The organism is Lentihominibacter faecis (assembly GCF_014306095.1).
Taxonomy (GTDB): Bacteria; Bacillota; Clostridia; order Peptostreptococcales; family Anaerovoracaceae; genus Lentihominibacter; species Lentihominibacter faecis.
Window position 1 is genome coordinate 1 of the sequence record NZ_JACRWC010000036.1, and the last position, 20,157, is coordinate 20,157.

Genomic DNA, 20,157 nt, shown 5'->3' on the forward strand with positions numbered 1-20,157 from the left:
GAAAACAGCGTTTTTTCAAAAAATGAAAGAGGCTCTGAAATCCTTGGAGTATCCTCCACCCCAACATTTTTAACAGAGCCATAAAAAGAAAACCACTGACGCAATGATACGTTCTGCCATGATGATGTCCCACTTCTGCCATATATTATAACAGAGAAATGCGGTAATGATAAGCTGATATATGGAAATCGGCAGATAAAAGGATAAAAGATCGAAGCTGTAGATCATGCAGATCACTGCAAGAAGCAGCAGATACAGGGAAAAGCGGTACCAGTAGGTAGGCACCTTGATATGTGTATAGGAATAAGATCCAAACAGGAGCAGGAGCAGGTTGAACATGTCTACGACCTTGCGAAGCTCCAGAAACAAATCGTTTGGGGATGAAAAAAAACAAAGCAGGCAGAGCAGACTCATGGAATAGGCGATCCAGGAAAATCCCCAGTACTGCATGAATTTCTCCTGCTTGCGGGAAAAAATATAAAAGTACAGAGTCGAGGCTGCAAAGGTAAAGAGTGCAATGAATACAAGCCAGCTGAAATACATAATAAAATCCTCCCTGTTGTTTATTATAGCTTAAAATTATGGTAGAATAAAGCGAAAACCACGGGGAAGGTAAGAAAAAGAAATGATCACGAACGCTGTCAGGCTGCTGATTATCTGCGTATTTGCGTTTGTCCCTCTTCTTTTAGGGGAATTCGCGCGCAACAAGGCGGTAAACAATACCAATGATTTTATTCTTCAGGGACGAAAACTGAAAACGTTCCCTATGTACGCGACGATTTTTTCGACCTGGATGAGCATATTCGCATTTATCGGCGCGATCGCATATTTCTACGAGCAGGGACCGATCTATATGACGACGGTAGGATGGGACGCGCTGTTTGCCGTGCTTTTTATCCTGCTGGGACGCAGGATCTGGCATTACGGCAAAGTGCATAACTATATGACGCCGACAGATTTTTTTGATGATATTTACGATTCGAAGAAGCTGAATGTGCTGGTGACGGTGGTAAGCATCCTGAGTACGATGGTGTATCTGCAGGTGCAGATCGTAGGAGGAATACTGGTTATGAATGTGGCGACCGCCGGTGTCATTTCCTCTTATGTAGGCGGCATCATTTTTTTCTCGATCCTGGTTATTTATCTGTGGGCCGGCGGTCTTCGCGCGGTTGTAATGACGGATATTTTTTATGGTATTTTGATCGTTCTGGCTATTGTGTCGTCAGGGTGTTACCTTATGCACGTAGCCGGCGGGGCAGACCAGGTTTTCCCTGAGCTGATCGCCAAGGATCCTTCTTATGTCTCCATGCCGGGAGAGGAAGGGCGTCATCGCGTGGTTCTGTGGATATCCCTGTTCTTCATCGTTCCTATCGGAGCTTTTATGGGACCTCAGATCTGGATCCGAAATTACGCGGCAGAATCGGAGAGAAACTTCAACATTATCCCGTGGCTGTTATGTCTGTCCTCTATTATATGTGTCGGAACCTTATTTGCAGGGAACTCCGCGCTGGTGTTGACCGATCATGTGGACAATCCGGATTCGATACTGCTGACGCTTCTGCATCAGTATGCTGATCCGTTTTTCTATACTTTTGTGATCATAGGAATCTACGCGACGATTTTTTCTACTGCCAATTCTCAGGTGCACGCTATTGCGGCAGTATATACCATTGACGTTCATAAAAGGTATATCAACCGGAAGACGCCGGAACGAAAGCTGGTGGATATCGCCAAGTGGACGGTGCTGATCGTTGCTCTGGTCTCCTACGTATTCATTATCATAGTGCCTCAGAGCATCTTCGATCTGGGGATCATCGCTCTGGGAGTGCAGGCACAGCTCATCGTACCGGTGGCAGGAGCTTTTTTCTGGAAGCGTTCTACAGCCAGTGCTGCTTATATGGGTATCCTCTCAGGCGAGCTGACATTTCTGGTCGGTCTGGTCTTAAGCGGCGGGCAGGATTCCAGCATCTGTGCGATTGCCGGTCTGATCGCAAATTTGTTCTTTTTTGTTATTATGGCGATGACGGATAAGCCGCGTATACGTGTATACAAGAAGATAGAGACTTATCGCAGAGAATACAAGTTAAAAAATTATTAAAATGATAAAAACGTTGAAATTTCAACAGATATATCGATTTATTGAGAGGCGAGTTTAGGCTGATTAAAACCAACTTAAACTCGCCTTAAATTAAATTAAAAAAATTGTCGATTCCTTGAGAAAAGTCTGACAATTTGCTACACTGATCGTGGAATTTATAACAAGATCATTTATTGATTCACATTTTGTAAGGAGGAAGTATTATGATTATAGGAATGCCTATCAGTACATTCTTAGCAATCCTGATCTGGCCGTTCGTCTACATCACGGCTGCCATCATCGACTACTGCGTCATGGCAAAGCAGGATGCACAGGTTGACGATTCGGAATTCGAAGATCACCTTGTAGCGGATGCCGGGAAGGAGGCGACTAAAGAATGAGAGTTGAAGTAATCGTACTTTGTTGCTACTTTATCGGTATGATCGCAATGGGGCTTTACTGGAACAGAAGAGCCAAGAGTTCAGAAGACTTCATGCTGGGCGGAAGATCCATGGGACCTCTCGTTACAGCACTGACCCTGCAGACTACCGCAATGAGCGGATTCATGTTCATGGGTGGACCTTCTGAAGCATACGCACTCGGATATTTCGCAATTTTCTACGCAGTAGGTGACGGTGCAGGCGGCATGATCAACCTGACCGTTCTGGGAAGAAGAATGAGAAGACTCTCCCAGCTGCTGGACGCTATCTCCCCGATCGAATATCTGGAAAAGAGATACGAATCCGTACCTGTAAAGGTTATCGCTTGTATCATCTCCGTATTCGGACTTTCCTGCTACGTTCTGGGACAGTTCATGGCAACCGGTAAAACGCTGGTTACTCTGTTCGGATTCCCTCTTTCTGTCGGCCTCATCGTCGGCGTAACAGTAATCCTGTTCTACACATTTGTTGGCGGATACTTCGCAGTAGCATGGACTGACGTAATCCAGGGATTCATCATGATCGGTTCCCTGATTATCGTATTCGTTGCTACTATGATGAAGATGGGCTGGTTCACCGGTCTGAACGAGAAACTGGCTGCTATCGACCCGACTCTGCTGAGCGTATGGGGACGTGGCGACATATACGAAGGCGGCTATGGTGTAATCGCCGGCGCCGTAGGTATTTACCTCATCGGTTACATGGGTCTGCCGCACAGTGTTAACAAGCACATGGCAATGGGCAGCCCGCAGGTAGCAAAGACTTCCGTAGTATACGCTACTATCTGGACTCAGCTGTTCTGCTTCATCCCTTATTTCCTGGGACTGGCTGGACTGGTAATCTTCACAGCTAAACCTGAAGGTCTGATCAACGGTGACCCTGAACTGGTAATTCCGTCCCTGACATCTCTGGAATTCCCTGGAGTATTCTCTGGCCTGATGCTGACAGCTATCATGTCTGCTATCATGAGTACAGTAGCTGCTCTGATGCTGCTGATCGCAACCATCGTATCCATCGACTTCTACAAGAGATGGCTCAGACCGGATGCAAGCGACAGAAGCGTAGTAATCATTTCCAAGGGATCCATCGTCGTTGTTGGTATCATCGGTGTTACTATCGCGATCCTGAACCCGCCTGGAATCTTCAGCCTGATCGTAGATACATTCAGCTTCATGGGCTGCGCGTTCCTGCCTAGCTATGTATGCGCTGTATGGTGGAAGAAAGCCAATGCAACAGGTTCCGTAGCATCCATGATCGCCGGCGGTTTAGTCGTTCAGATCTGGGCACAGGCTGATCTGGCAGTTTCTACAGGATGTCACCAGTTCTTCGTAGGCGTTATCGCATCTACGCTGGCTATGATCATCGGAAGCAACTTCGGTAAACCGACGAGCCCTGAAATGTGTGACCTGATGGAAAGAGCTAAGGGCAAGAAGATCGCTGTATCCAAGAAGGTACAGGTTGCTTCTTCCAAGCACCTCTCCACAGAGAACAAGGCTATCACTCAGTTTGTATTCAGCAAGCAGGCTGCTCTGGCAAACTAAGATTTGAAAAGAGTACGGTATACATATGATGCCGATGCAATAAAGTGATAAATCATGCGACAGACCTTCTGCAATGCTATTGACAGGAGGTCTGTTCTCTTTATACAATAAGAATGTAAAAATGAAGAATAGAATTTAGACAGAAACGGATCGACGGAACTTTGGGAAAGGAATCAAAACATGATTGAAGCAAAAATTTTAAAACCGGGATATACACAAAAAGAGGCGCTGGTGCTGCTGTTTAACACGGACTCCAAGCTGGATCTGCTGGACATCGATGAGGTCTACTATCCATACGTTCGTCTGCGGTATCTGGTCACAGTGGGAAAAGGCCGCATCATGAAAAAGCTGAACAAGCTGTGTGACTGCATCATCGACCGTGTCTCAGGCTCCGTATATGAGACAGAAGGCGATCCGGAATTCGATTATGTTGAAATTCCGGAGGATGAAGCGCTGGAGATCCAGACGCCGCTCAATGAATGTTATGACACGGGTCATTCCTTTGCACTGAAGCAGTATATCAGCAAGGCGAAGCTGATGATGACTCCTGAAATGCAGATCATCGAGGAAGATATTTTTTATAAGAAGTTCTATGTGGTCAAAGCGCGCGATCCAGAAGAATATACCTACTTTATTCTGGTGGACGCCGTAGACGGCGGCATCTCCGTTCTCGACCATGAAAAACATATCGAAGAACTGGCAAAGGAAGGACAGCTGGAAGAAGCCGAGCGCGTTCTGGAATCCGTAGACGGCGACCACGAGCTGCTGGAAGAAATGATCGCGGAGAAAGAGGCCGAGAAACGAGAAGAGGAGTAGAGATTACCACAGATTCATCACATGCTGCAGCAGAAGACTGACGCCAGTGATGCCGACCCAGCAGCAGAAGCCCAGAAGCAGCGGCTTGGTGCCGGTGCGGATCAGCTTGACGATGTTGGTGTTGAGTCCGATGGCGGCCATAGCGAGGACGATAAAAAACTTGCTCAGAGTTTTCAGAGGTGTGAAGATGTCGGCAGTGATCCCGGCAGCGGAGACGATGGTAGTCGCCACGGAAGCCAGAATAAAATAGAGAATGAACATCGGAAAGATCTTTTTTAAGGAAATGGATTTTTCTGATGTTTTTGTTTTGCGCATCTGTAAAAACGCCAGTCCCAGCGTGATGGGGATGATAGCGAGAGTTCGGGTGAGTTTTACGGTCACGGCTTTGTCCAGAGTGGCCGATCCGAGATGATAGAGAGAGTCCCAGGTTGCCGCAGTCGCCGTTACGGATGAAGTGTCGTTGACCGCTGTTCCCGCGAAGATCCCGAAGGCTTCGCCGCTGGTGGTGGAAAATCCCAGGAATGTTCCAAATGCCGGGAAAATCAGGGCTGCCAGTACGTTGAAGAAGAAAATGACCGAAATGGATTGTGCTACTTCTTCGTCGTCTGCGCCAATGACCGGAGCTGCTGCTGCGATGGCAGATCCTCCGCAGATGGAAGACCCTACTCCAATGAGGGTTGCAGTTTTATCCGGGATCTTGAACGCCCGTCGCAGGATCGCTGCCAGTAACAGTGCCGTGCAGATGGTTCCAACGATGATCGGCAGGGACTGTTTCCCTGTCTGCAGGATGACGGACAGGTTGAGACCGAATCCCAGCAGAACGACTGCGCACTGGAGCACTTTTTTAGAAACGAAGGTGATACCGCTTTTAAACGGATCCTTCTTTTTTAAAAACAGGGTGACGATCATGCCGATAAGGATGGAGAAGACCGGCCCGCCGACTACCGGGACGGCTTTGCCTAAAAACCATGCTGGAATGGCGATGGCCAGGCAGAGCAGAATGCCCGCTGTATTCTTTGCAAAAAACTGCTGTAACGTACTTGTATGACTCATGAGTATGCCTCCTCGTAAAAATGCTGCTTTAAGCTTTGCAGAAATTCCTGCAAAATGCCATGCCTGACTATCATAGCACGAGTTGGGGTAAAAGGGAAGATACGATGGGAAAGCGGTACGGGGAAAATACCCCAAATGAAAGAGAATAGCCTTTCGGAGGATATTTTGCAGGGAAAATATGGGACTTCATAAGGATGAATTTGCGAAATGTAAGAAAAAACGATCGGGTTTTACGACTGAACTATCCGTAGAAGGCTGTCGGAAGCGTAATCGGGGCATTTTTAGCTGTCGGGAAAAGAGTGGCGAAGTGAAAATTATCCGGGGAAGCCTTTAGAAATGGATTCGTGGTATTTTAAGCTGTCCGGGATTCAGAAGGTCCGTCATCGGGCAGTTTGACCTGGATGAACAGGGCGGCAAGAGAAGCAGAATTTGCTTCTGCAAAGACAACGCATACGATTTTAGCTTGATTTAAGTTTTCTTTTTGTCGGAATTGTTGTACAATTACAATAGAAGAACGAACGACTGGAGGAGTTTTATGAGCAGAAATAAATTTATCTTACTGTTTGCAATTTTAGTCATCATTTATCTGGTTATGCCGAGTGAAGGGATTTATGGGTCGATCAAGGCGAATGTTATTCTGGCACTGCCGTTCCTCATGATAGGTGTGATCATTTATCTGTTTACTACGGTCATTGTTATGAGACGTGCATGGAGAAAGCTGGACAATAATGTGATCGACGATAATGTTATCGCATTCGCCAAGATCATGAACATTTCCTTTGACGTAAAGCGGATGATGGGCGTGAACAATCTCCTCGATTTATACACGAAGGTCAATTTTTCGCGGCATGCATCCATGAAAGCGAAGGAGCTGCTGTATCAGGCTATGAGACGCAAGAGACTGGATGTACCGCCTCCGGGACAGGGTGTTTTCGACGGCAATGTGCCGGTAAAACCTGACCGGACCAACGCGGAAATCAAAGCGGCCAGAATCGAAGCTGCAGCTAAGGCTCGTAAGAGAAAGAACAAGAAATAGTACGTGGAGGCTCTGCATGATGTGGAGCCTTTCTTTTCTATGAAACAGGAGAGTGCAGTATGATTTATACAAGTCATTATGAATCAGCGCTGGGCGGGATCACACTTGCCGGCAATGAAATGGCACTGATCGGATTATGGTTCGATGGTCAGAAACATTTCGGAGCTACGCTTCCGGAAGAATATAAGGAAAAAGATCTGCCGATTTTTGAACAGACAGTTCACTGGATGGATCTGTATTTCAGCGGGGAGGTCCCGGGATTTTTACCTCCCATCGAAGTGCAGACGACTCCCTTCCGCAGAGCGGTCTGGGAGATACTGCTGACGATCCCTTACGGACAGACTATGACTTATGGAGAGATCGCAGAACGGATCGCAGTGAAAAAAGGCATTTCACACATGTCTGCTCAGGCCGTAGGAGGTGCGGTGGGACATAATCCGGTTTCACTGATCATCCCGTGTCACCGTGTTGTCGGGACAGATGGGAGCCTGACCGGGTATGCTGGCGGGATCGAGAAAAAAAGACAGCTTTTAACACTGGAACGTGCAGAACTGCAAAAGCAGGAGGAAAGAAAATGGGTGAGACAGGTTTAACAACGCTTTCATATGTCAATACTGTAATCAGAGAACGACCGAGGCAGATCCATAAAGGACAGTGCGGCAGAGTTTTGATCGTGGCCGGTTCCGTCGGAATGGCGGGAGCATGCGTCCTCAGCACCGGTGCGGCACTGCGTTCGGGAGCGGGTCTTGTCAAAGCTGCGGTGCCGGAGGAGATCTTTCCGATCCTGCAGATTGCAGTACCGCAGGCTACCTGCACCAATGTTTCAGACAGGGAGTTCTTACGGTCGGTATCAGTGCATGATGCCATCGGAATCGGACCGGGAATGGGAGTGAGCGAGAAAAAATATCAGCTGATAGAAGAGATACTTAGTATTTTTGACGGGCCTGTCGTTATCGATGCTGACGGCATCACTAACCTTTGCAGGTTCGGAAAAAAGACGGGGATCCTGAAGAAAAAAGACAATATCATACTGACGCCGCACCCGGGCGAATGCGATCGCCTGCTGGATGCGCTGGACCTGGAGCCGGTCAGTGTGATGGGACGCGTGGAGGCTGCGGAAGCTGTCAGTGACCGGACCGGCGCAGTCGTTCTGCTGAAAGGAGCGGATACGGTTGTGACGTCGGGAAGCGGCAGCACATATATTAATACTACAGGCAACCCGGGAATGGCGACCGGTGGCAGCGGTGACGTGCTTACCGGCGTGATCACAGCTTTTGCCGCATCGGGAACAGCACCTCTGGATGCTGCCAGAGCCGGGGCGTTCGTTCACGGTATGGCGGGAGACCTGGCTGCCGGGATCATGGGACAGTGGGGAATGACCGCCACCGATATCCGGGATCAGCTGCCTGCCACGCTTCGAGGAATCGTAGGGAAATAGAGATAGCGCAGAACGATTGCACTGCAGCGAAAGCTGCGCAATTCCGGTGCGCAGGTCATAAAAGGAGTGAGGGCTTTGAGCATCAAGAAGGGCGACCTTTATTTTGCAGATCTTAGTCCGGTAACTGGCTCCGAACAGGGCGGTGTACGGCCTGTCCTGGTAGTACAGAACGATGTGGGGAACAAGTACAGCCCGACCATCATAGTGGCGGCGATCACATCGAAGAAAAACAAGGCTGACCTTCCAACGCACGTAGCCATAGATGCGGACGGAAACGGCCTGTCAAAGAATTCAATCATATTGATGGAACAACTCAGAACGATCGACAAAAAAAGATTAAAAGAAAGAATCGGAACCATTGACAAAACCCGGTTACCGGAGGTAAATGAAGCTTTGAGCGTCAGTCTGGGAATCGATCAGCATTCCTTTTTCTGATGAGTTTGCGGATAACCCTTGCAGTTCTCGCTGCAAGGGTTTATATTTATTATGGAGAATAACGTACCATATGAAAATGGAGGAAGTAATGGACATTAAATCATTGGAAAAAACGGCAGCGGAAATCAGATGCGGGATCATTAAAGCGATCCACAATGCCGGATCCGGGCATCCGGGCGGCTCTCTTTCGGCTGCAGATATCGTTACAGCTCTTTACTTCGATGAAATGAACGTAGATCCGAAGGATCCCAAGATGAAGGGACGGGACAAGTTCATCCTTTCCAAGGGTCATGCAGGCCCGGTGCAGTATTCGGCACTGGCCGTAAAAGGATATTATCCGATGGAAGATTTCATGACGCTTAGAAAGCTGGGTTCAAAGTTCCAGGGACATCCGGATATGCATAAAGTGCCGGGGATCGAAATGTCTACAGGCTCTCTGGGGCAGGGGATCTCTGCGGCAGGTGGAATGGCGCTGGCCAACAAGCTGGACAATGATCCGGGCAGAATTTATGTGCTGCTGGGAGATGGAGAGATCCAGGAAGGCATCGTGTGGGAAGCACTGATGTCGGCGGCGCATTACAAGCTGGACAACATGGTGGCGATCCTGGACCACAACGGTCTGCAGATCGATGGCAAGAACGAAGACGTTATGACTGTAGCACCGGTCGTTGAGAAATTCCAGGCATTCGGCTGGAACGTGATCCAGATCGACGGACACGACTTCAAGCAGATCCTGGATGCGTTCAAGCAGGCGAGAGCATGCAAGGGCAAACCGACCATGATCGTGGCGGAAACTATCAAGGGAAAGGGCGTTTCCTTTATGGAAAACAATGCCGGATGGCACGGCAAGGCGCCGGACGAGGAACAGACGAAGCAGGCACTGGCAGAACTGGGAGGTGAATTCTAATGGCAGAGACTATGGCAACGAGACAGGCATATGGCAAGACTCTCATCGAGCTGGGAGAAAAGTATCCTCAGCTGGTAGTGATGGATGCAGACCTTTCCAAGTCTACTATGACAGCGGAATTTGGCAAGACTTATCCGGATCGCTTCTTTAACATGGGGATCGCCGAGCAGAATCTGTACGGCGCAGCAGCGGGACTGGCGCTTTCGGGCAAGATCGTGTGTGCCAGCACATTTGCGATGTTCGCAACGGGCAGAGCTTTCGAGATCATCAGAAATTCCATCGGCTATACCAGAGCTAACGTGAAGATCTGCGCTACCCACGCAGGCATCACTGTAGGCGAAGACGGCGCAAGCCATCAGACATTTGAAGATATTGCACTGATGCGGACCATCCCGGGAATGACGGTGATCAATCCGTCAGACGGTGTTTCTGCAAAGAAGCTGCTGGAGCAGGCAGTGGCCATGGAAGGACCGTGCTATGTGCGCCTGGGCAGAGCGAAAGTACCTGTGTTTTATGAGGATTCCGACCAGCTGACGCTGGGCAGGGGAAACCTGGTAAGAGATGGTAAAGACGTTACTATCGTTGCAACAGGCATCATGGTCAGCGAGGCTATGGCGGCAGCTGAAAAACTGAAGGAAGACGGTATCGACGCGCGGATCATCGACATCCATACCATCAAGCCGATCGATGAAGATATCATTATAAAAGCGGCGCAGGAAACAGGAGCTATCGTGACCGCGGAAGAACATTCCATCGTTGGCGGGCTGGGAAGTGCGGTGGCAGAAGTCATCGTGAAAAACTGCCCGGTGAAGATGGCTATGGTAGGCCAGAAGGACACTTACGGGGAATCCGGAAAGCCGGATGAACTGAAGAAAAAGTACGGCATGACAGCGGAGGACATTGAAGCGGCTGTCAAAAACCTTATCGGTTAAAGAAAAGCAGTACGAGAGGAAGAAGCGAATGAAAAAAGAAACATGGAAGAAAGTCGCAGCGATCGGTGCAGCGGCAGTCCTTTGTCTGAGTCTGTTTGCGTGCGGCAGCTCTAAATCTGACGATCAGGCTAAAAAAGACACCGAAGAAAAAAAGCCGACAGCACAGGACTTTACAACGAAAGACGGCAAGTATAAAATCACGGCTGATTCCGACTGGAGCGAGCCGGATACTTACAGCAACGATGAATCGACGCTTGAAATCGAAATCGCAGGCGGGCTGACATCTATTTCGATCATAGATCAGTCCAAGAGCGGTCTTGGTTACGATCTCAAGGGATTCAGCAAGGAAGTTACAGGCTATATCACGGGAAGCACAGATGTGTTCAGCGATGTACAGATCGAAAGCACCAAAGAATTCACCTGCGGCAGTTACAAAACCATAGAAAACGTGGTCTTAGTAACGGAGAAAACCACAGAAATGAAAATGGTTATCTGCCATCTTTCTATTGAGACGGATTCCGATTACGTGCAGTTTATCGTCATGTCCACGGAAAGCAACAAAGATAAAGTGATTTCCTATGCAGAGGGGATCGGCGCGACTTTGACGGCACTTTAAGCGGATGATGCAAAGCGTGCTGCGCAGATTTTGCAGCAGGATCCTTTGAAAAGGAGCATAAAAATGCCTCCTTCGTAATAAGGTTTACAAGAATGACCTTAGGCGAAGGAGGTTTTTGTTTTGAAAAAAGAAACGGGTAAAGAATGGCTGCACGGGCGCAGAAAACGGATCGCTGTCGTGGTTGTTTTAGCAGCGGCAGGAGCAATAGCCTGGCTGATTTTATCACTGTTTTCCGGGGCAAAAGAAGTGGGGTTCGAGCAGGTGCCGGAAGATGAACTTCCGGAAGCGATCACATCGGATATCATTCCGGAATACAAGACTCTGGAACGTGCGCTGGCGTGCTGCATCGACGATGATATTTATGTGATCGTTACAAGAGGGGAAAAACCGACTTCCGGATTCAAGGTGGCGGTAGATCATATGGCGTTAGAAGAACAGGATGGGAAGTCCACGCTGATCGTGTATGCCGGATTTAAAGATCCTGATAAAAAGACTGCTTTTTCTCAGATCATAACGTATCCGACTGCGGTCGTTCGGACGGATCTGAAACAGCTTCCGGAGGATATCGAGCTGCGGATCCAGTATTGAAAAAAACAACTTCACAAAACCTTCACCCTTATTCGATAAAATGCCTCTCATTTTATGGTAATTCTCTTCAAAATGTTGAAAAATAGCCACGAATATTGTATGATATAGTAGTATGTACGAACTATAGGAGGAGCATCATAAGAATGATCGTTTTTGATAACGTTACGAAATATTACAAGTCGAACGTCGGTCTGGAGAAGGTCAGCGTTCGTATCAATAAGGGTGATTTCGTATTTCTGGTGGGTCCCAGTGGCGCTGGTAAATCGACTTTTATCAAGCTGATCCTGAAGGAGATCGACGCCACATCGGGAAGCATCAAGGTGCGGGGCAGAGAAGTGACTACCATGTCGAATCGTCAGGTCCCGATCCTGCGGAGAAATATCGGGATCGTGTTCCAGGATTTCCGTCTTCTGCCGAAGAAGACCGTCTATGAGAACGTTGCCTTTGCGATGGAAATCATTCATCAGCCGAAGAAGCTGATCAAAAAATATGTCCCGCAGGTTTTAAGTATGGTGGGGATCGCATCCAAGGCGAATAAATACCCGGACGAACTTTCCGCCGGGGAGCAGCAGAGAGTTGCTATCGCCAGAGCTATCGTGAACCGGCCGAGGATCCTGATCGCCGACGAGCCTACCGGGAACCTGGATCCGGATACTGCATGGGAGATCATGCAGCTGCTTGATCAGATCAATAAACGTGGGACAACCATTCTCATGGTTACCCATGCGAAAGATATTGTAGATAAAATGGGGAAACGTGTTATCGCCATTGAAAAAGGGCGGATCGTCCGCGATGAATTCGGTCTCTACGGATATGCAGAGGCACTGGAGGGCGTGGAATCCACCTTTGATACGATACAGAGCGCGAGAACGTTCCGCTCGAAATCCCGATTCCGGAGAGGAGGGAGAGAAGAGTGAGACGATTCTTTTATACATTGAAGCAGGCGTTTTTGCAGGTTCTTAGAAACAGGGCCATGTCGGTTGCCTCCATCTTCGCGATCACAGCTATGCTGCTGATCCTGAGCATTTTCTTTATTCTCGTGATCAATGTCAACACGGCAGCGCAGACGATCCAGCAGGATTACGACTCCATTGAGATCTATCTTGAGGATGACGTGACGAAGGAACAGGCCAATGACATCATCATGCAGGTCAAAGAAGAAAAGGGCGTAGAGGATGCTTATTACAAAAGCAAAGAAGCAGCCATGGAGAATTTCCGCAACAGATGGGGAGATAATGCATATCTGCTGGACAGCCTCAATGAAAACCCGCTGCCTAATTCCGTAGTAGTTATGATCGGTGATCTGAACTACGGGGATCAGATCGCGAAGGCGTGCAGTCAGTACGACGGCGTAGAGGACGTGAAGTATTATAAGGATACGGTGGACAAGCTGCTGAAGATGACCCATTTCGTGCAGCTGGCGGCAATCATCGTGATGATCTTCCTGATCATCGTCTCCATCGTGGTGGTATCCAATACCATCAAGCTGACGGTGTTCAACAGAGCAGGCGAAATCAGCATCATGAAATACGTAGGAGCGACCAACTGGTTTATTCGAGGGCCGTTCCTGGCAGAGGGCATTATTATCGGAATCATATCTGCAGGCATATCCGTCGGGATATCGGCACTGCTGTATCAGAAGATCATCGATGTGATCGGAGCACAGGTATTTTCGGTGTTATCAATGCCGATGGTACCGGTAGGCTTCCTGACCTATAACTTTGCATGGATCTTCCTGGCACTGGGGATCAGCATCGGAGCATGCGGAAGTATCATCTCCATGAGGAAGTTCCTGGATGCGTAACAGAAACACGGACAGAAGATTGGATATTTGGATTTTGACAGGCAGGAGGAAGATGTTTTATGAGAAGAAGTCGATTTGTAGTGATCGTTGCATTGTTGACTGCACTGGTGTTCTGTATGGAGACCTGTGTGGTAAGTGCAGCCTCTCTCAAAGAGGTAAGAAAGAGCATTCAAAGTAAACAGCAGGAGCTGGAGGAGAGTAAAAAAGAAGAAAAGGACTTAAGCGACAAGATCAGTTCCATGGATAAACAGATCAGCAGCAAGGAAGCGGATATCAGCAAGCTGGAATCTGCCATCAGTGATGCGGAGACTCAGATGAATACCTTGAAGAAGGAGCTGAAGGAAGCTGAGGAAAAGGCGGAGCAGCAGGACGAAGATCTGAATGCACGGCTGAGGAACATGTACAAGAATGGTTCGGTGGGGTTCCTGGACGTCCTTTTCGATTCTGACGATATTTCAGAATTTCTGACCAACCTGGACATGGTACAGAAAGTATATTCACAGGATAAGGATACATTAAAAGAATTAAAGGCGACATGCGATGAGATCGACAGCAAGAAACAGGAAATCGCATCTCTGCAGACAGAGCTTGATGAATCAAAGAAACTGGCAGAAGAAGAAAAAGCTGAGCTGAAGGAAGACAAAGCGACGGCGGAAAAACAGAAGGAACAGGTGGCAACGGAAGCGGATCTTACGGAAGAACAGCTGGAGGAACTGGAAGCGTATGAAGATTCTCTGGAAGCACAGATACGTGCAGAGCAGGCAGCGAGCAGCTCATCATCCAGCAGCAGTTCCAAACCGAGCAGCAGTTCCAAACCGAAACCGAATTCCAGCAGTTCCAAACCGAGCAGCAGCTCTAAGCCGAGTACGAATGGCAAGATCACGACTTATAAAGGTATTTCCATGATGTGGCCAGCGCCTTCCTATTATAAAATGTCGTCCAGATATGGATACAGAACTCATCCGATCACCGGTAAAAAGAAACTGCACGGTGGTGTAGACCTGGCGGCTCCAGGCGGATCTGCCATTCTGGCAGCTCAGTCCGGCAGAGTAATCGTAGCTACATATCACTGGAGTTTCGGTAACTATATCATCGTGGATCACGGAAACGGATACTCGACTTTGTATGCACATTGTTCCAAGCTCCTTGTTAAAAAGGGACAGACCGTCTCACAGGGACAGAGGATCGCCAACGTCGGTACGACGGGAAGCTCGACAGGAAATCATCTGCATTTCGAAGTGCGTATCAACGGAGCACGGACGAATCCGATGCCGTACATAGGTTTATAGATAAGTTTACAGAACAGATAGCAATCAGTTAACACAGAAATATAACAGGAGACAAGGTATGCTGAAACGAAAAAGCCGTTTTGCGATGATCGTTGCGATCCTGCTGATGCTGACATTTACCGTGGAGACATCCCTGGCAAGTGCAGCGACCTTAAGTCAGATCCGCAACAACATCAAGAACAAACAGCAGGAGCTGAATGAGAGCAGGGCGAAAGAAAAGAGCCTGGGCGATCAGGTCAACTCTCTGGAACAACAGATCAACAGCAAGCAGTCAGATATCGATGAACTGGAGGCCTCCATCAGCGAAGCACAGGCTAAGCTGGAAACCCTGGAGGAGGAACTGGCAGCTGCTGAAGAAAAAGTGAATACCCAGAATGAGAATCTCAATGCCCGCCTTCGCAATATGTATAAAAACGGCAGCGTCGGTTTTATTGATGTACTGATGGATTCGGAAAGCTTTTCGGAATTCCTCAACAACCTGTCGTTGGTAGAAAAGGTATACACCAGCGATCAGGATGTGCTGGAGGAACTGCAAAAGGCTTACGATGAAATCGACGCCAAGAAAAAAGAAATCGAAACGCTGCAGGCAGAGCTGAGTGAATCCAAGGCAACTATGGAAGAACAAAAATCCAGTCTGGAAGCGGATAAGGCCAGCGTAGAGAAGAAAAAGTCAGAGATCGCTGCAGACTCTGCAGAAACTCAGAGAGAACTGGACAAGCTGGAAGCTGATGCACAGGCGTTGACGTCGAGCATTCGTAATTCGGGAAGCTCCAGCAGCAGTTCAAAATACAATGGAGGTATCATGGCATGGCCGGTGCCGTCCTGTCATACGGTATCTTCGGGGTATGGAGGCAGGATCCATCCGACTACTGGCAAGTATAAATTCCATGGAGGTCTGGATATCCCGGGATCCTATGGATCAGCCATCGTAGCAGCAAACTCAGGCAAGGTGATCTGGGCAGGAAACCGAGGTGACAGTTATGGCAATTATGTCATTATCGACCACGGCGGCGGCGTATCAACTTTGTACGGGCATTCTTCGAAGGTGCTGGTAAGTACTGGACAGAGCGTTTCCCGCGGGCAGCGGATCGCTAACGTGGGAAGCACGGGAAGATCTACGGGACCGCATTGTCACTTCGAAGTGCGTATCAATGGTTCTCGTGTCAATCCTACCCCATACGTGAACTAAATCTATTACATAGAATAAATGAGGACTACTTATGAGAAAAACGGAAGAAATACTGCGGTCACTGCTCCATCAGAAAGGAATGGATTCGCAGGAAGATATTTCGGAGTTTTTGTCAGACAGACCACAGAAGACTTATGATCCATTCCTGCTTTATAATATGGAAGCGGGAGTGGATCTGCTTTTATCTGAGATAAAGAAAGATACGAAAGTCTGCATCTACGGGGATTATGATGCTGACGGGGTCACCTCCGTGTGCATCCTCTCTTCGGTGCTGTCTCACCTGACAAACAACTTCATCCACTATATCCCCTCTCGTATAGAAGAAGGGTACGGACTCAACAAAGGAGCCGTACAAAAGCTGGCAGAACAAGGCGTTGGTCTGATCGTTACCGTAGACTGCGGCAGCGTTTCATGCGAGGAGGCGGATCTGGCGCGGGAACTGGGAATAAAGATGATCGTAACAGACCATCATAGTATCGACGGAAGAAAAGCCGACTGTATAGTAATCAATCCCAAACAGAAAGAGGATCATTATCCTTTTGACGGGATCGCAGGATGCGGCGTGGCATTCAAGCTGTGTCAGGCGCTGCAGAAGCGGACAGGACTCCCTAAGAGCGTTTTGAATGAAGTGCTGGATCTGCTGGCAGTGGGAACGGTAGCGGACGTAGTACCGCTGCTGGATGAAAACCGGACGTTTGTGAAATACGGACTGGCACGGATCAATGCCGGCACGAGACCTGCCATGAAGAGCTTGAAGGAAGGTATCTCCTTAAAGAATGTCGCTTCTGAAAACATCGCCTTTGGCATCGGACCACACATCAATGCCGCGGGACGTATGGCAGAGGCGGAAGAAGCGGTGCAGCTTTTTATGAGCCGGGATCCGCAGACGATCCATCGGCAGGTGGAGAAGCTGATCCATTTCAATGCAGATCGGAAACAGAAACAGGACGAGGCGTATCAGAAAGGACTTGAGATCCTCAAACAGGAAGATAAAGAGTATGACTTTATTGTTCTCCCCATGACGGATATCCATGAAGGCGTGGGCGGCATCGTTGCGGGTAAGATTAAGGAAGAAATGAATCGTCCTATCGTGATCGTATCACCGTCGGGAGAAGACTTCCTGAAAGGGACCGGAAGAAGCATCGATACGGTGGATATTTATGGAGTCCTGAAAAAATGTGATGATAAATACGGGCTGTTTGAACGATTCGGAGGGCATAAAAGCGCCTGTGGATTTTTGATGGCAGAAGATAAACTGCCGCTGCTGCGGCAGGCAGTCCAGGAAGAGATGGACTTCTTAAAAGAAGCAGATCCGCATATATTTGATAACGGTATCCCATGGGATCTGGAACTGGATCCGGCGGAGATCACGGTGGAACTGGCGGAGACTCTTGAGAAGCTGGAGCCTTTTGGCAAGGACAATGAGCGACCGAAATTCATGCTGCGGGAGGTGAGCCTGCAAGGTGTTCGATTTATGGGCGCAGACGAGACGCATGCACGCTTTACTGCAGTATCCCGGGCCGGCACGCGAGCGGACTGCGTACTCTTTCGAAAAGCGCAGGAGTGGCGGAGCCTGCTTTGCAGCGAGAAACCGGTGGACCTCATCGGAACTGTTGACGTGCAGCAGTGGCAGGGAAGGACGAGAGTGCAGATTATGATAGAGGAGATGAAAGAATGGAATTAACGAAGAAAAAACTGATCGCCATCCTGGTGGCGGCTTTCCTGGCAGGAGGTGTGCTCACGGCCGGGGTCGGTTTTGCAGTATGCAAAGGCGCGCTGGGATATGTCAGCATGCCGAAGGACGAGTACAACAGTATGAAGAGTACATACGAGCACTTCGGCAAGGCGGAGCAGCTGTATGAAACGATAAACGACAGCTATTACAAGGATGTTGATCAACAGGATCTGATAGATGGCGCCTGCAAAGGACTGGTGGCCGGGCTGGGGGATCCGTATTCTTCCTATATGACCAATGAGGAATATGAAAACTGGAAATCTTCTGCAACGGGAGAGTATTCCGGTATAGGCGTGACATTTTCGCAGGATAAAAATGGCAACTATATCATCGTAGGCGTGGCGAAAGATTCCCCGGCCGAGAAAGCCGGGCTGAAATCCGGAGACTATATCGTTGAGGTGGACGGTAAGACCTATGACGATATGGACGTGATGGCAAAGGCGATCCGCGGTAACGCCGGGACTAAGGTGAAGATCACCTATGTGCGGGATAATAAGAAGAACGAGGCCGATATCACCAGAGAAAAGATCGTGGAGAAGAGCGTGGAATACAAGATGCTGGATGGACAGATCGGATACATCAAGCTGAGCAGTTTTATCAGCTCGTCTGCAGATGATTTTTCGGCAGCCTTAAAGGATCTGGAAGGAAAGGGCGCGAAAGGCCTTATTCTGGATCTGAGAGACAACGGAGGCGGTCTGGTGGATCAGTGCATCGAAATCGCGGACGAATTCCTGGATGAGGGCATTGTGACCTACGTGGAGGATAAAAACGGCAAGAAGCAGGAGTACAAGGCCAAGGACGGCAAAACGGATCTCAAGACGGTAGTGCTGGTCAACGGCAACAGTGCCAGCTGCTCGGAAATCCTTGCGGGAGCACTGAAGGACAACGGATGCAAGCTGGTAGGTGAGACGACCTTCGGAAAAGGTGTTATCCAGTCCACGGCAGAGCTAAAGAACGGATCGGCATTGAAACTTACCATAATGCAGTATTTTTCGCCGAAGGGCAATGCCATTCAGGAGAAAGGCATCACACCTGATTATGAGGTGAAGAATCCGGAGGGAACTGAGACTGACAAGCAGCTTGAGAAAGCAGAAAGTCTGTTCTAAGGGAATGCTTTATAACGTTAAAGTAATAGTTGACGGTCGGTTATGGTCCATGGTAAAATCTTGTTAGAGTAACTGATTAGGAAAGGAACGTATCATGGCTTACGAATCCAAGTTCAAACGAGATGATATCGACGAATTGTTCCGGGCGATCCTGCTCCTTGAGGATGAAGAGGACTGTTACCGGTTTTTTGAGGATGTATGCACGGTCAATGAGATCCATGCGATCGCACAGCGTCTGCAGGTGGCGAAGCTGCTGTCGGAAGACAAGACTTACAGCGAGATAGAAGCTGTCACCAAGGCATCGACGGCTACCATCAGCAGGATCAACAAGTGTCTGGTGTACGGTGCGGACGGTTACAAGCGTATCCTGCAGAGACTGGCGGATGAAGATAAAGATTAATATGTGAAGAGGAGCGGCGGAACATATTGTTCCGCCCTTTTTAAATAAAAATGGAGATCAGAATATACGAAGACTACCGGGATATGTACCCGGAATCAAAAGGGCGGGAACTGACGGAGAGACTGCTTTATCATGCACTTGCCGAGGCCGGGATGCCGGATCTTAAAATCATGCGAACGGAAAAAGGCAAGCCGTATGTGCAGAGTGCAGCAGAGCAGGATCAAGCAGACCGACCTGAAAGACCAAATATTTATATATCCGCAAGCCACAGTAAAAACCTGTTTGCCTGTCTCATCGGAGACAGACCGCTTGGGATCGATCTGCAGCATGGGAGAAAAATGGATCCTGCAAAGATCTCAGCAAGGTACTTTGCAGAAGAAGAGGCCGAACTGGTGCGAAAGCTGGGCGCAGCGGCATTCTTTCGCCTGTGGACCCGCAAGGAGGCGTATTCCAAATACACAGGAAACGGACTTGCGGATGTGATGAGTGGGATATCCGTACTGGATCGAAACGATGTGGAGTTCCTGGATTTTCAGTGGGAAAAGGATATTTACTGCTCCTGCTGCGTGAAAAAGGAGTAAGGAAATGGATGTGAGAGAAAAGGCAGTATCGTATCTAAACAGCCGGCCGAGGACGCGGCAGGAGGTGATACGGCATCTTAAGGACAAGGGGTTTGACGAAAACGAAATACTGGAAACTGTCGATGAACTGGAGCAGTATCATTACTGTCTCTTATACACATCTCCGAGCCCACG

23 protein-coding genes are annotated in these 20,157 nt (G+C 48.7%); 21 read left to right on the forward strand and 2 right to left on the reverse strand.

The window, feature by feature from the left end; all coding sequences use genetic code 11:
* Window positions 1-69 precede the first annotated feature (69 nt).
* Window positions 70-543, reverse strand: a complete 474-nt coding sequence (locus H8876_RS02220; RefSeq protein ID WP_249286342.1) for a hypothetical protein — start codon at window positions 541-543, stop codon at window positions 70-72.
* 82 nt (window positions 544-625) lie between these two features.
* Here H8876_RS02220 and H8876_RS02225 point away from each other — a divergent pair, with 82 nt between their 5' ends.
* The 4 genes from H8876_RS02225 (at window position 626) to H8876_RS02240 (ending at window position 4,874) form a co-directional block, all read left to right on the forward strand.
* Window positions 626-2,098 carry a sodium:solute symporter family protein gene (locus tag H8876_RS02225; protein ID WP_249286343.1) on the forward strand — a complete coding sequence of 491 codons (1,473 nt, stop codon included), beginning with the start codon at window positions 626-628 and terminating at the stop codon, window positions 2,096-2,098.
* Window positions 2,099-2,301: 203 nt separating this feature from the next.
* Complete coding sequence (locus H8876_RS02230) at window positions 2,302-2,478, forward strand: hypothetical protein (RefSeq protein ID WP_249286344.1); 177 nt, start codon at window positions 2,302-2,304, stop codon at window positions 2,476-2,478.
* Window positions 2,475-4,058, forward strand: a complete 1,584-nt coding sequence (locus tag H8876_RS02235; RefSeq protein WP_249286345.1) for a sodium/proline symporter — start codon at window positions 2,475-2,477, stop codon at window positions 4,056-4,058. The genes H8876_RS02230 and H8876_RS02235 overlap by 4 nt, the downstream gene beginning before the upstream one ends.
* A gap of 180 nt (window positions 4,059-4,238) precedes the next feature.
* On the forward strand, window positions 4,239-4,874 hold the full coding sequence (locus H8876_RS02240; protein WP_249286346.1) for a hypothetical protein: 636 nt from the start codon (window positions 4,239-4,241) through the stop codon (window positions 4,872-4,874).
* 3 nt (window positions 4,875-4,877) lie between these two features.
* Here H8876_RS02240 and H8876_RS02245 read toward each other — a convergent pair whose 3' ends face one another.
* The gene (locus H8876_RS02245; protein ID WP_249286347.1) at window positions 4,878-5,927 is read right to left on the reverse strand and encodes a YeiH family protein; all 1,050 of its coding nucleotides are present in this window, start codon (window positions 5,925-5,927) and stop codon (window positions 4,878-4,880) included.
* A gap of 535 nt (window positions 5,928-6,462) precedes the next feature.
* Here H8876_RS02245 and H8876_RS02250 point away from each other — a divergent pair.
* The 17 genes from H8876_RS02250 to H8876_RS10265 form a co-directional block, all read left to right on the forward strand.
* A complete protein-coding gene (locus tag H8876_RS02250) occupies window positions 6,463-6,963 on the forward strand; it encodes a hypothetical protein (RefSeq protein WP_177265074.1) in 501 nt (166 codons plus the stop codon).
* A gap of 59 nt (window positions 6,964-7,022) precedes the next feature.
* Window positions 7,023-7,556, forward strand: coding sequence for a methylated-DNA--[protein]-cysteine S-methyltransferase (locus tag H8876_RS02255; protein ID WP_249286348.1), 534 nt, complete (start codon window positions 7,023-7,025; stop codon window positions 7,554-7,556).
* Window positions 7,538-8,401: an NAD(P)H-hydrate dehydratase gene (locus tag H8876_RS02260; protein WP_249286349.1), complete on the forward strand. Its 864-nt coding sequence runs from the start codon at window positions 7,538-7,540 to the stop codon at window positions 8,399-8,401. Before H8876_RS02255 ends, H8876_RS02260 begins: the two co-directional genes overlap by 19 nt.
* A 75-nt stretch (window positions 8,402-8,476) precedes the next feature.
* Complete coding sequence (locus H8876_RS02265) at window positions 8,477-8,836, forward strand: type II toxin-antitoxin system PemK/MazF family toxin (RefSeq protein WP_249286350.1); 360 nt, start codon at window positions 8,477-8,479, stop codon at window positions 8,834-8,836.
* A gap of 88 nt (window positions 8,837-8,924) precedes the next feature.
* Complete coding sequence (locus tag H8876_RS02270) at window positions 8,925-9,743, forward strand: transketolase (protein WP_249286351.1); 819 nt, start codon at window positions 8,925-8,927, stop codon at window positions 9,741-9,743.
* Window positions 9,743-10,675, forward strand: coding sequence for a transketolase family protein (locus tag H8876_RS02275; RefSeq protein ID WP_249286352.1), 933 nt, complete (start codon window positions 9,743-9,745; stop codon window positions 10,673-10,675). Before H8876_RS02270 ends, H8876_RS02275 begins: the two co-directional genes overlap by 1 nt.
* A gap of 28 nt (window positions 10,676-10,703) precedes the next feature.
* Window positions 10,704-11,291 (forward strand): hypothetical protein, encoded by a 588-nt coding sequence (locus H8876_RS02280; RefSeq protein ID WP_249286353.1) that lies wholly within the window; start codon window positions 10,704-10,706, stop codon window positions 11,289-11,291.
* A 120-nt stretch (window positions 11,292-11,411) separates the two neighbouring features.
* The gene (locus H8876_RS02285) at window positions 11,412-11,879 is read left to right on the forward strand and encodes a protease complex subunit PrcB family protein (protein WP_177265664.1); all 468 of its coding nucleotides are present in this window, start codon (window positions 11,412-11,414) and stop codon (window positions 11,877-11,879) included.
* 143 nt (window positions 11,880-12,022) lie between these two features.
* A complete protein-coding gene (ftsE, locus tag H8876_RS02290) occupies window positions 12,023-12,796 on the forward strand; it encodes a cell division ATP-binding protein FtsE (protein WP_177265665.1) in 774 nt (257 codons plus the stop codon).
* Window positions 12,793-13,683: a permease-like cell division protein FtsX gene (gene ftsX, locus H8876_RS02295; protein ID WP_249286354.1), complete on the forward strand. Its 891-nt coding sequence runs from the start codon at window positions 12,793-12,795 to the stop codon at window positions 13,681-13,683. Before ftsE ends, ftsX begins: the two co-directional genes overlap by 4 nt.
* 59 nt (window positions 13,684-13,742) lie before the next feature.
* Window positions 13,743-14,972: a murein hydrolase activator EnvC family protein gene (locus H8876_RS02300; RefSeq protein WP_249286355.1), complete on the forward strand. Its 1,230-nt coding sequence runs from the start codon at window positions 13,743-13,745 to the stop codon at window positions 14,970-14,972.
* A 58-nt stretch (window positions 14,973-15,030) separates the two neighbouring features.
* Window positions 15,031-16,161, forward strand: coding sequence for a murein hydrolase activator EnvC family protein (locus H8876_RS02305; RefSeq protein WP_249286356.1), 1,131 nt, complete (start codon window positions 15,031-15,033; stop codon window positions 16,159-16,161).
* Window positions 16,162-16,192: 31 nt separating this feature from the next.
* On the forward strand, window positions 16,193-17,845 hold the full coding sequence (gene recJ / locus H8876_RS02310; RefSeq protein WP_249286357.1) for a single-stranded-DNA-specific exonuclease RecJ: 1,653 nt from the start codon (window positions 16,193-16,195) through the stop codon (window positions 17,843-17,845).
* Window positions 17,836-19,002: a S41 family peptidase gene (locus H8876_RS02315; RefSeq protein WP_249286358.1), complete on the forward strand. Its 1,167-nt coding sequence runs from the start codon at window positions 17,836-17,838 to the stop codon at window positions 19,000-19,002. The genes recJ and H8876_RS02315 overlap by 10 nt, the downstream gene beginning before the upstream one ends.
* A gap of 94 nt (window positions 19,003-19,096) precedes the next feature.
* Entirely contained in the window at window positions 19,097-19,402 is a 306-nt protein-coding gene (locus tag H8876_RS02320; protein ID WP_177265671.1) for a YerC/YecD family TrpR-related protein, read from the forward strand.
* Between the two features lie 50 nt (window positions 19,403-19,452).
* Complete coding sequence (locus tag H8876_RS02325) at window positions 19,453-19,983, forward strand: 4'-phosphopantetheinyl transferase family protein (protein ID WP_249286359.1); 531 nt, start codon at window positions 19,453-19,455, stop codon at window positions 19,981-19,983.
* 4 nt (window positions 19,984-19,987) lie between these two features.
* Window positions 19,988-20,157: hypothetical protein (locus H8876_RS10265; protein WP_417493103.1), on the forward strand; the 170-nt coding region annotated here is incomplete at its 3' end.

Excerpts from the sequence above, each read along its gene's own strand:
- H8876_RS02275 (WP_249286352.1), top strand. The coding sequence starts at position 9,743 with ATGGCAGAGACTATGGCAACGAGACAGGCATATGGCAAGACTCTCATC.
- H8876_RS02260 (WP_249286349.1), top strand. The coding sequence starts at position 7,538 with ATGGGTGAGACAGGTTTAACAACGCTTTCATATGTCAATACTGTAATC.
- H8876_RS02220 (WP_249286342.1), bottom strand. The coding sequence starts at position 543 with ATGTATTTCAGCTGGCTTGTATTCATTGCACTCTTTACCTTTGCAGCC.
- H8876_RS02250 (WP_177265074.1), top strand. The coding sequence starts at position 6,463 with ATGAGCAGAAATAAATTTATCTTACTGTTTGCAATTTTAGTCATCATT.
- H8876_RS02325 (WP_249286359.1), top strand. The coding sequence starts at position 19,453 with ATGGAGATCAGAATATACGAAGACTACCGGGATATGTACCCGGAATCA.
- H8876_RS02235 (WP_249286345.1), top strand. The coding sequence starts at position 2,475 with ATGAGAGTTGAAGTAATCGTACTTTGTTGCTACTTTATCGGTATGATC.
- recJ (WP_249286357.1), top strand. The coding sequence starts at position 16,193 with ATGAGAAAAACGGAAGAAATACTGCGGTCACTGCTCCATCAGAAAGGA.
- H8876_RS02305 (WP_249286356.1), top strand. The coding sequence starts at position 15,031 with ATGCTGAAACGAAAAAGCCGTTTTGCGATGATCGTTGCGATCCTGCTG.
- ftsE (WP_177265665.1), top strand. The coding sequence starts at position 12,023 with ATGATCGTTTTTGATAACGTTACGAAATATTACAAGTCGAACGTCGGT.
- H8876_RS02315 (WP_249286358.1), top strand. The coding sequence starts at position 17,836 with ATGGAATTAACGAAGAAAAAACTGATCGCCATCCTGGTGGCGGCTTTC.
- H8876_RS02230 (WP_249286344.1), top strand. The coding sequence starts at position 2,302 with ATGATTATAGGAATGCCTATCAGTACATTCTTAGCAATCCTGATCTGG.
- H8876_RS02240 (WP_249286346.1), top strand. The coding sequence starts at position 4,239 with ATGATTGAAGCAAAAATTTTAAAACCGGGATATACACAAAAAGAGGCG.
- H8876_RS02255 (WP_249286348.1), top strand. The coding sequence starts at position 7,023 with ATGATTTATACAAGTCATTATGAATCAGCGCTGGGCGGGATCACACTT.
- H8876_RS02280 (WP_249286353.1), top strand. The coding sequence starts at position 10,704 with ATGAAAAAAGAAACATGGAAGAAAGTCGCAGCGATCGGTGCAGCGGCA.
- H8876_RS02270 (WP_249286351.1), top strand. The coding sequence starts at position 8,925 with ATGGACATTAAATCATTGGAAAAAACGGCAGCGGAAATCAGATGCGGG.
- H8876_RS02245 (WP_249286347.1), bottom strand. The coding sequence starts at position 5,927 with ATGAGTCATACAAGTACGTTACAGCAGTTTTTTGCAAAGAATACAGCG.
- H8876_RS02320 (WP_177265671.1), top strand. The coding sequence starts at position 19,097 with ATGGCTTACGAATCCAAGTTCAAACGAGATGATATCGACGAATTGTTC.
- H8876_RS02300 (WP_249286355.1), top strand. The coding sequence starts at position 13,743 with ATGAGAAGAAGTCGATTTGTAGTGATCGTTGCATTGTTGACTGCACTG.
- H8876_RS02225 (WP_249286343.1), top strand. The coding sequence starts at position 626 with ATGATCACGAACGCTGTCAGGCTGCTGATTATCTGCGTATTTGCGTTT.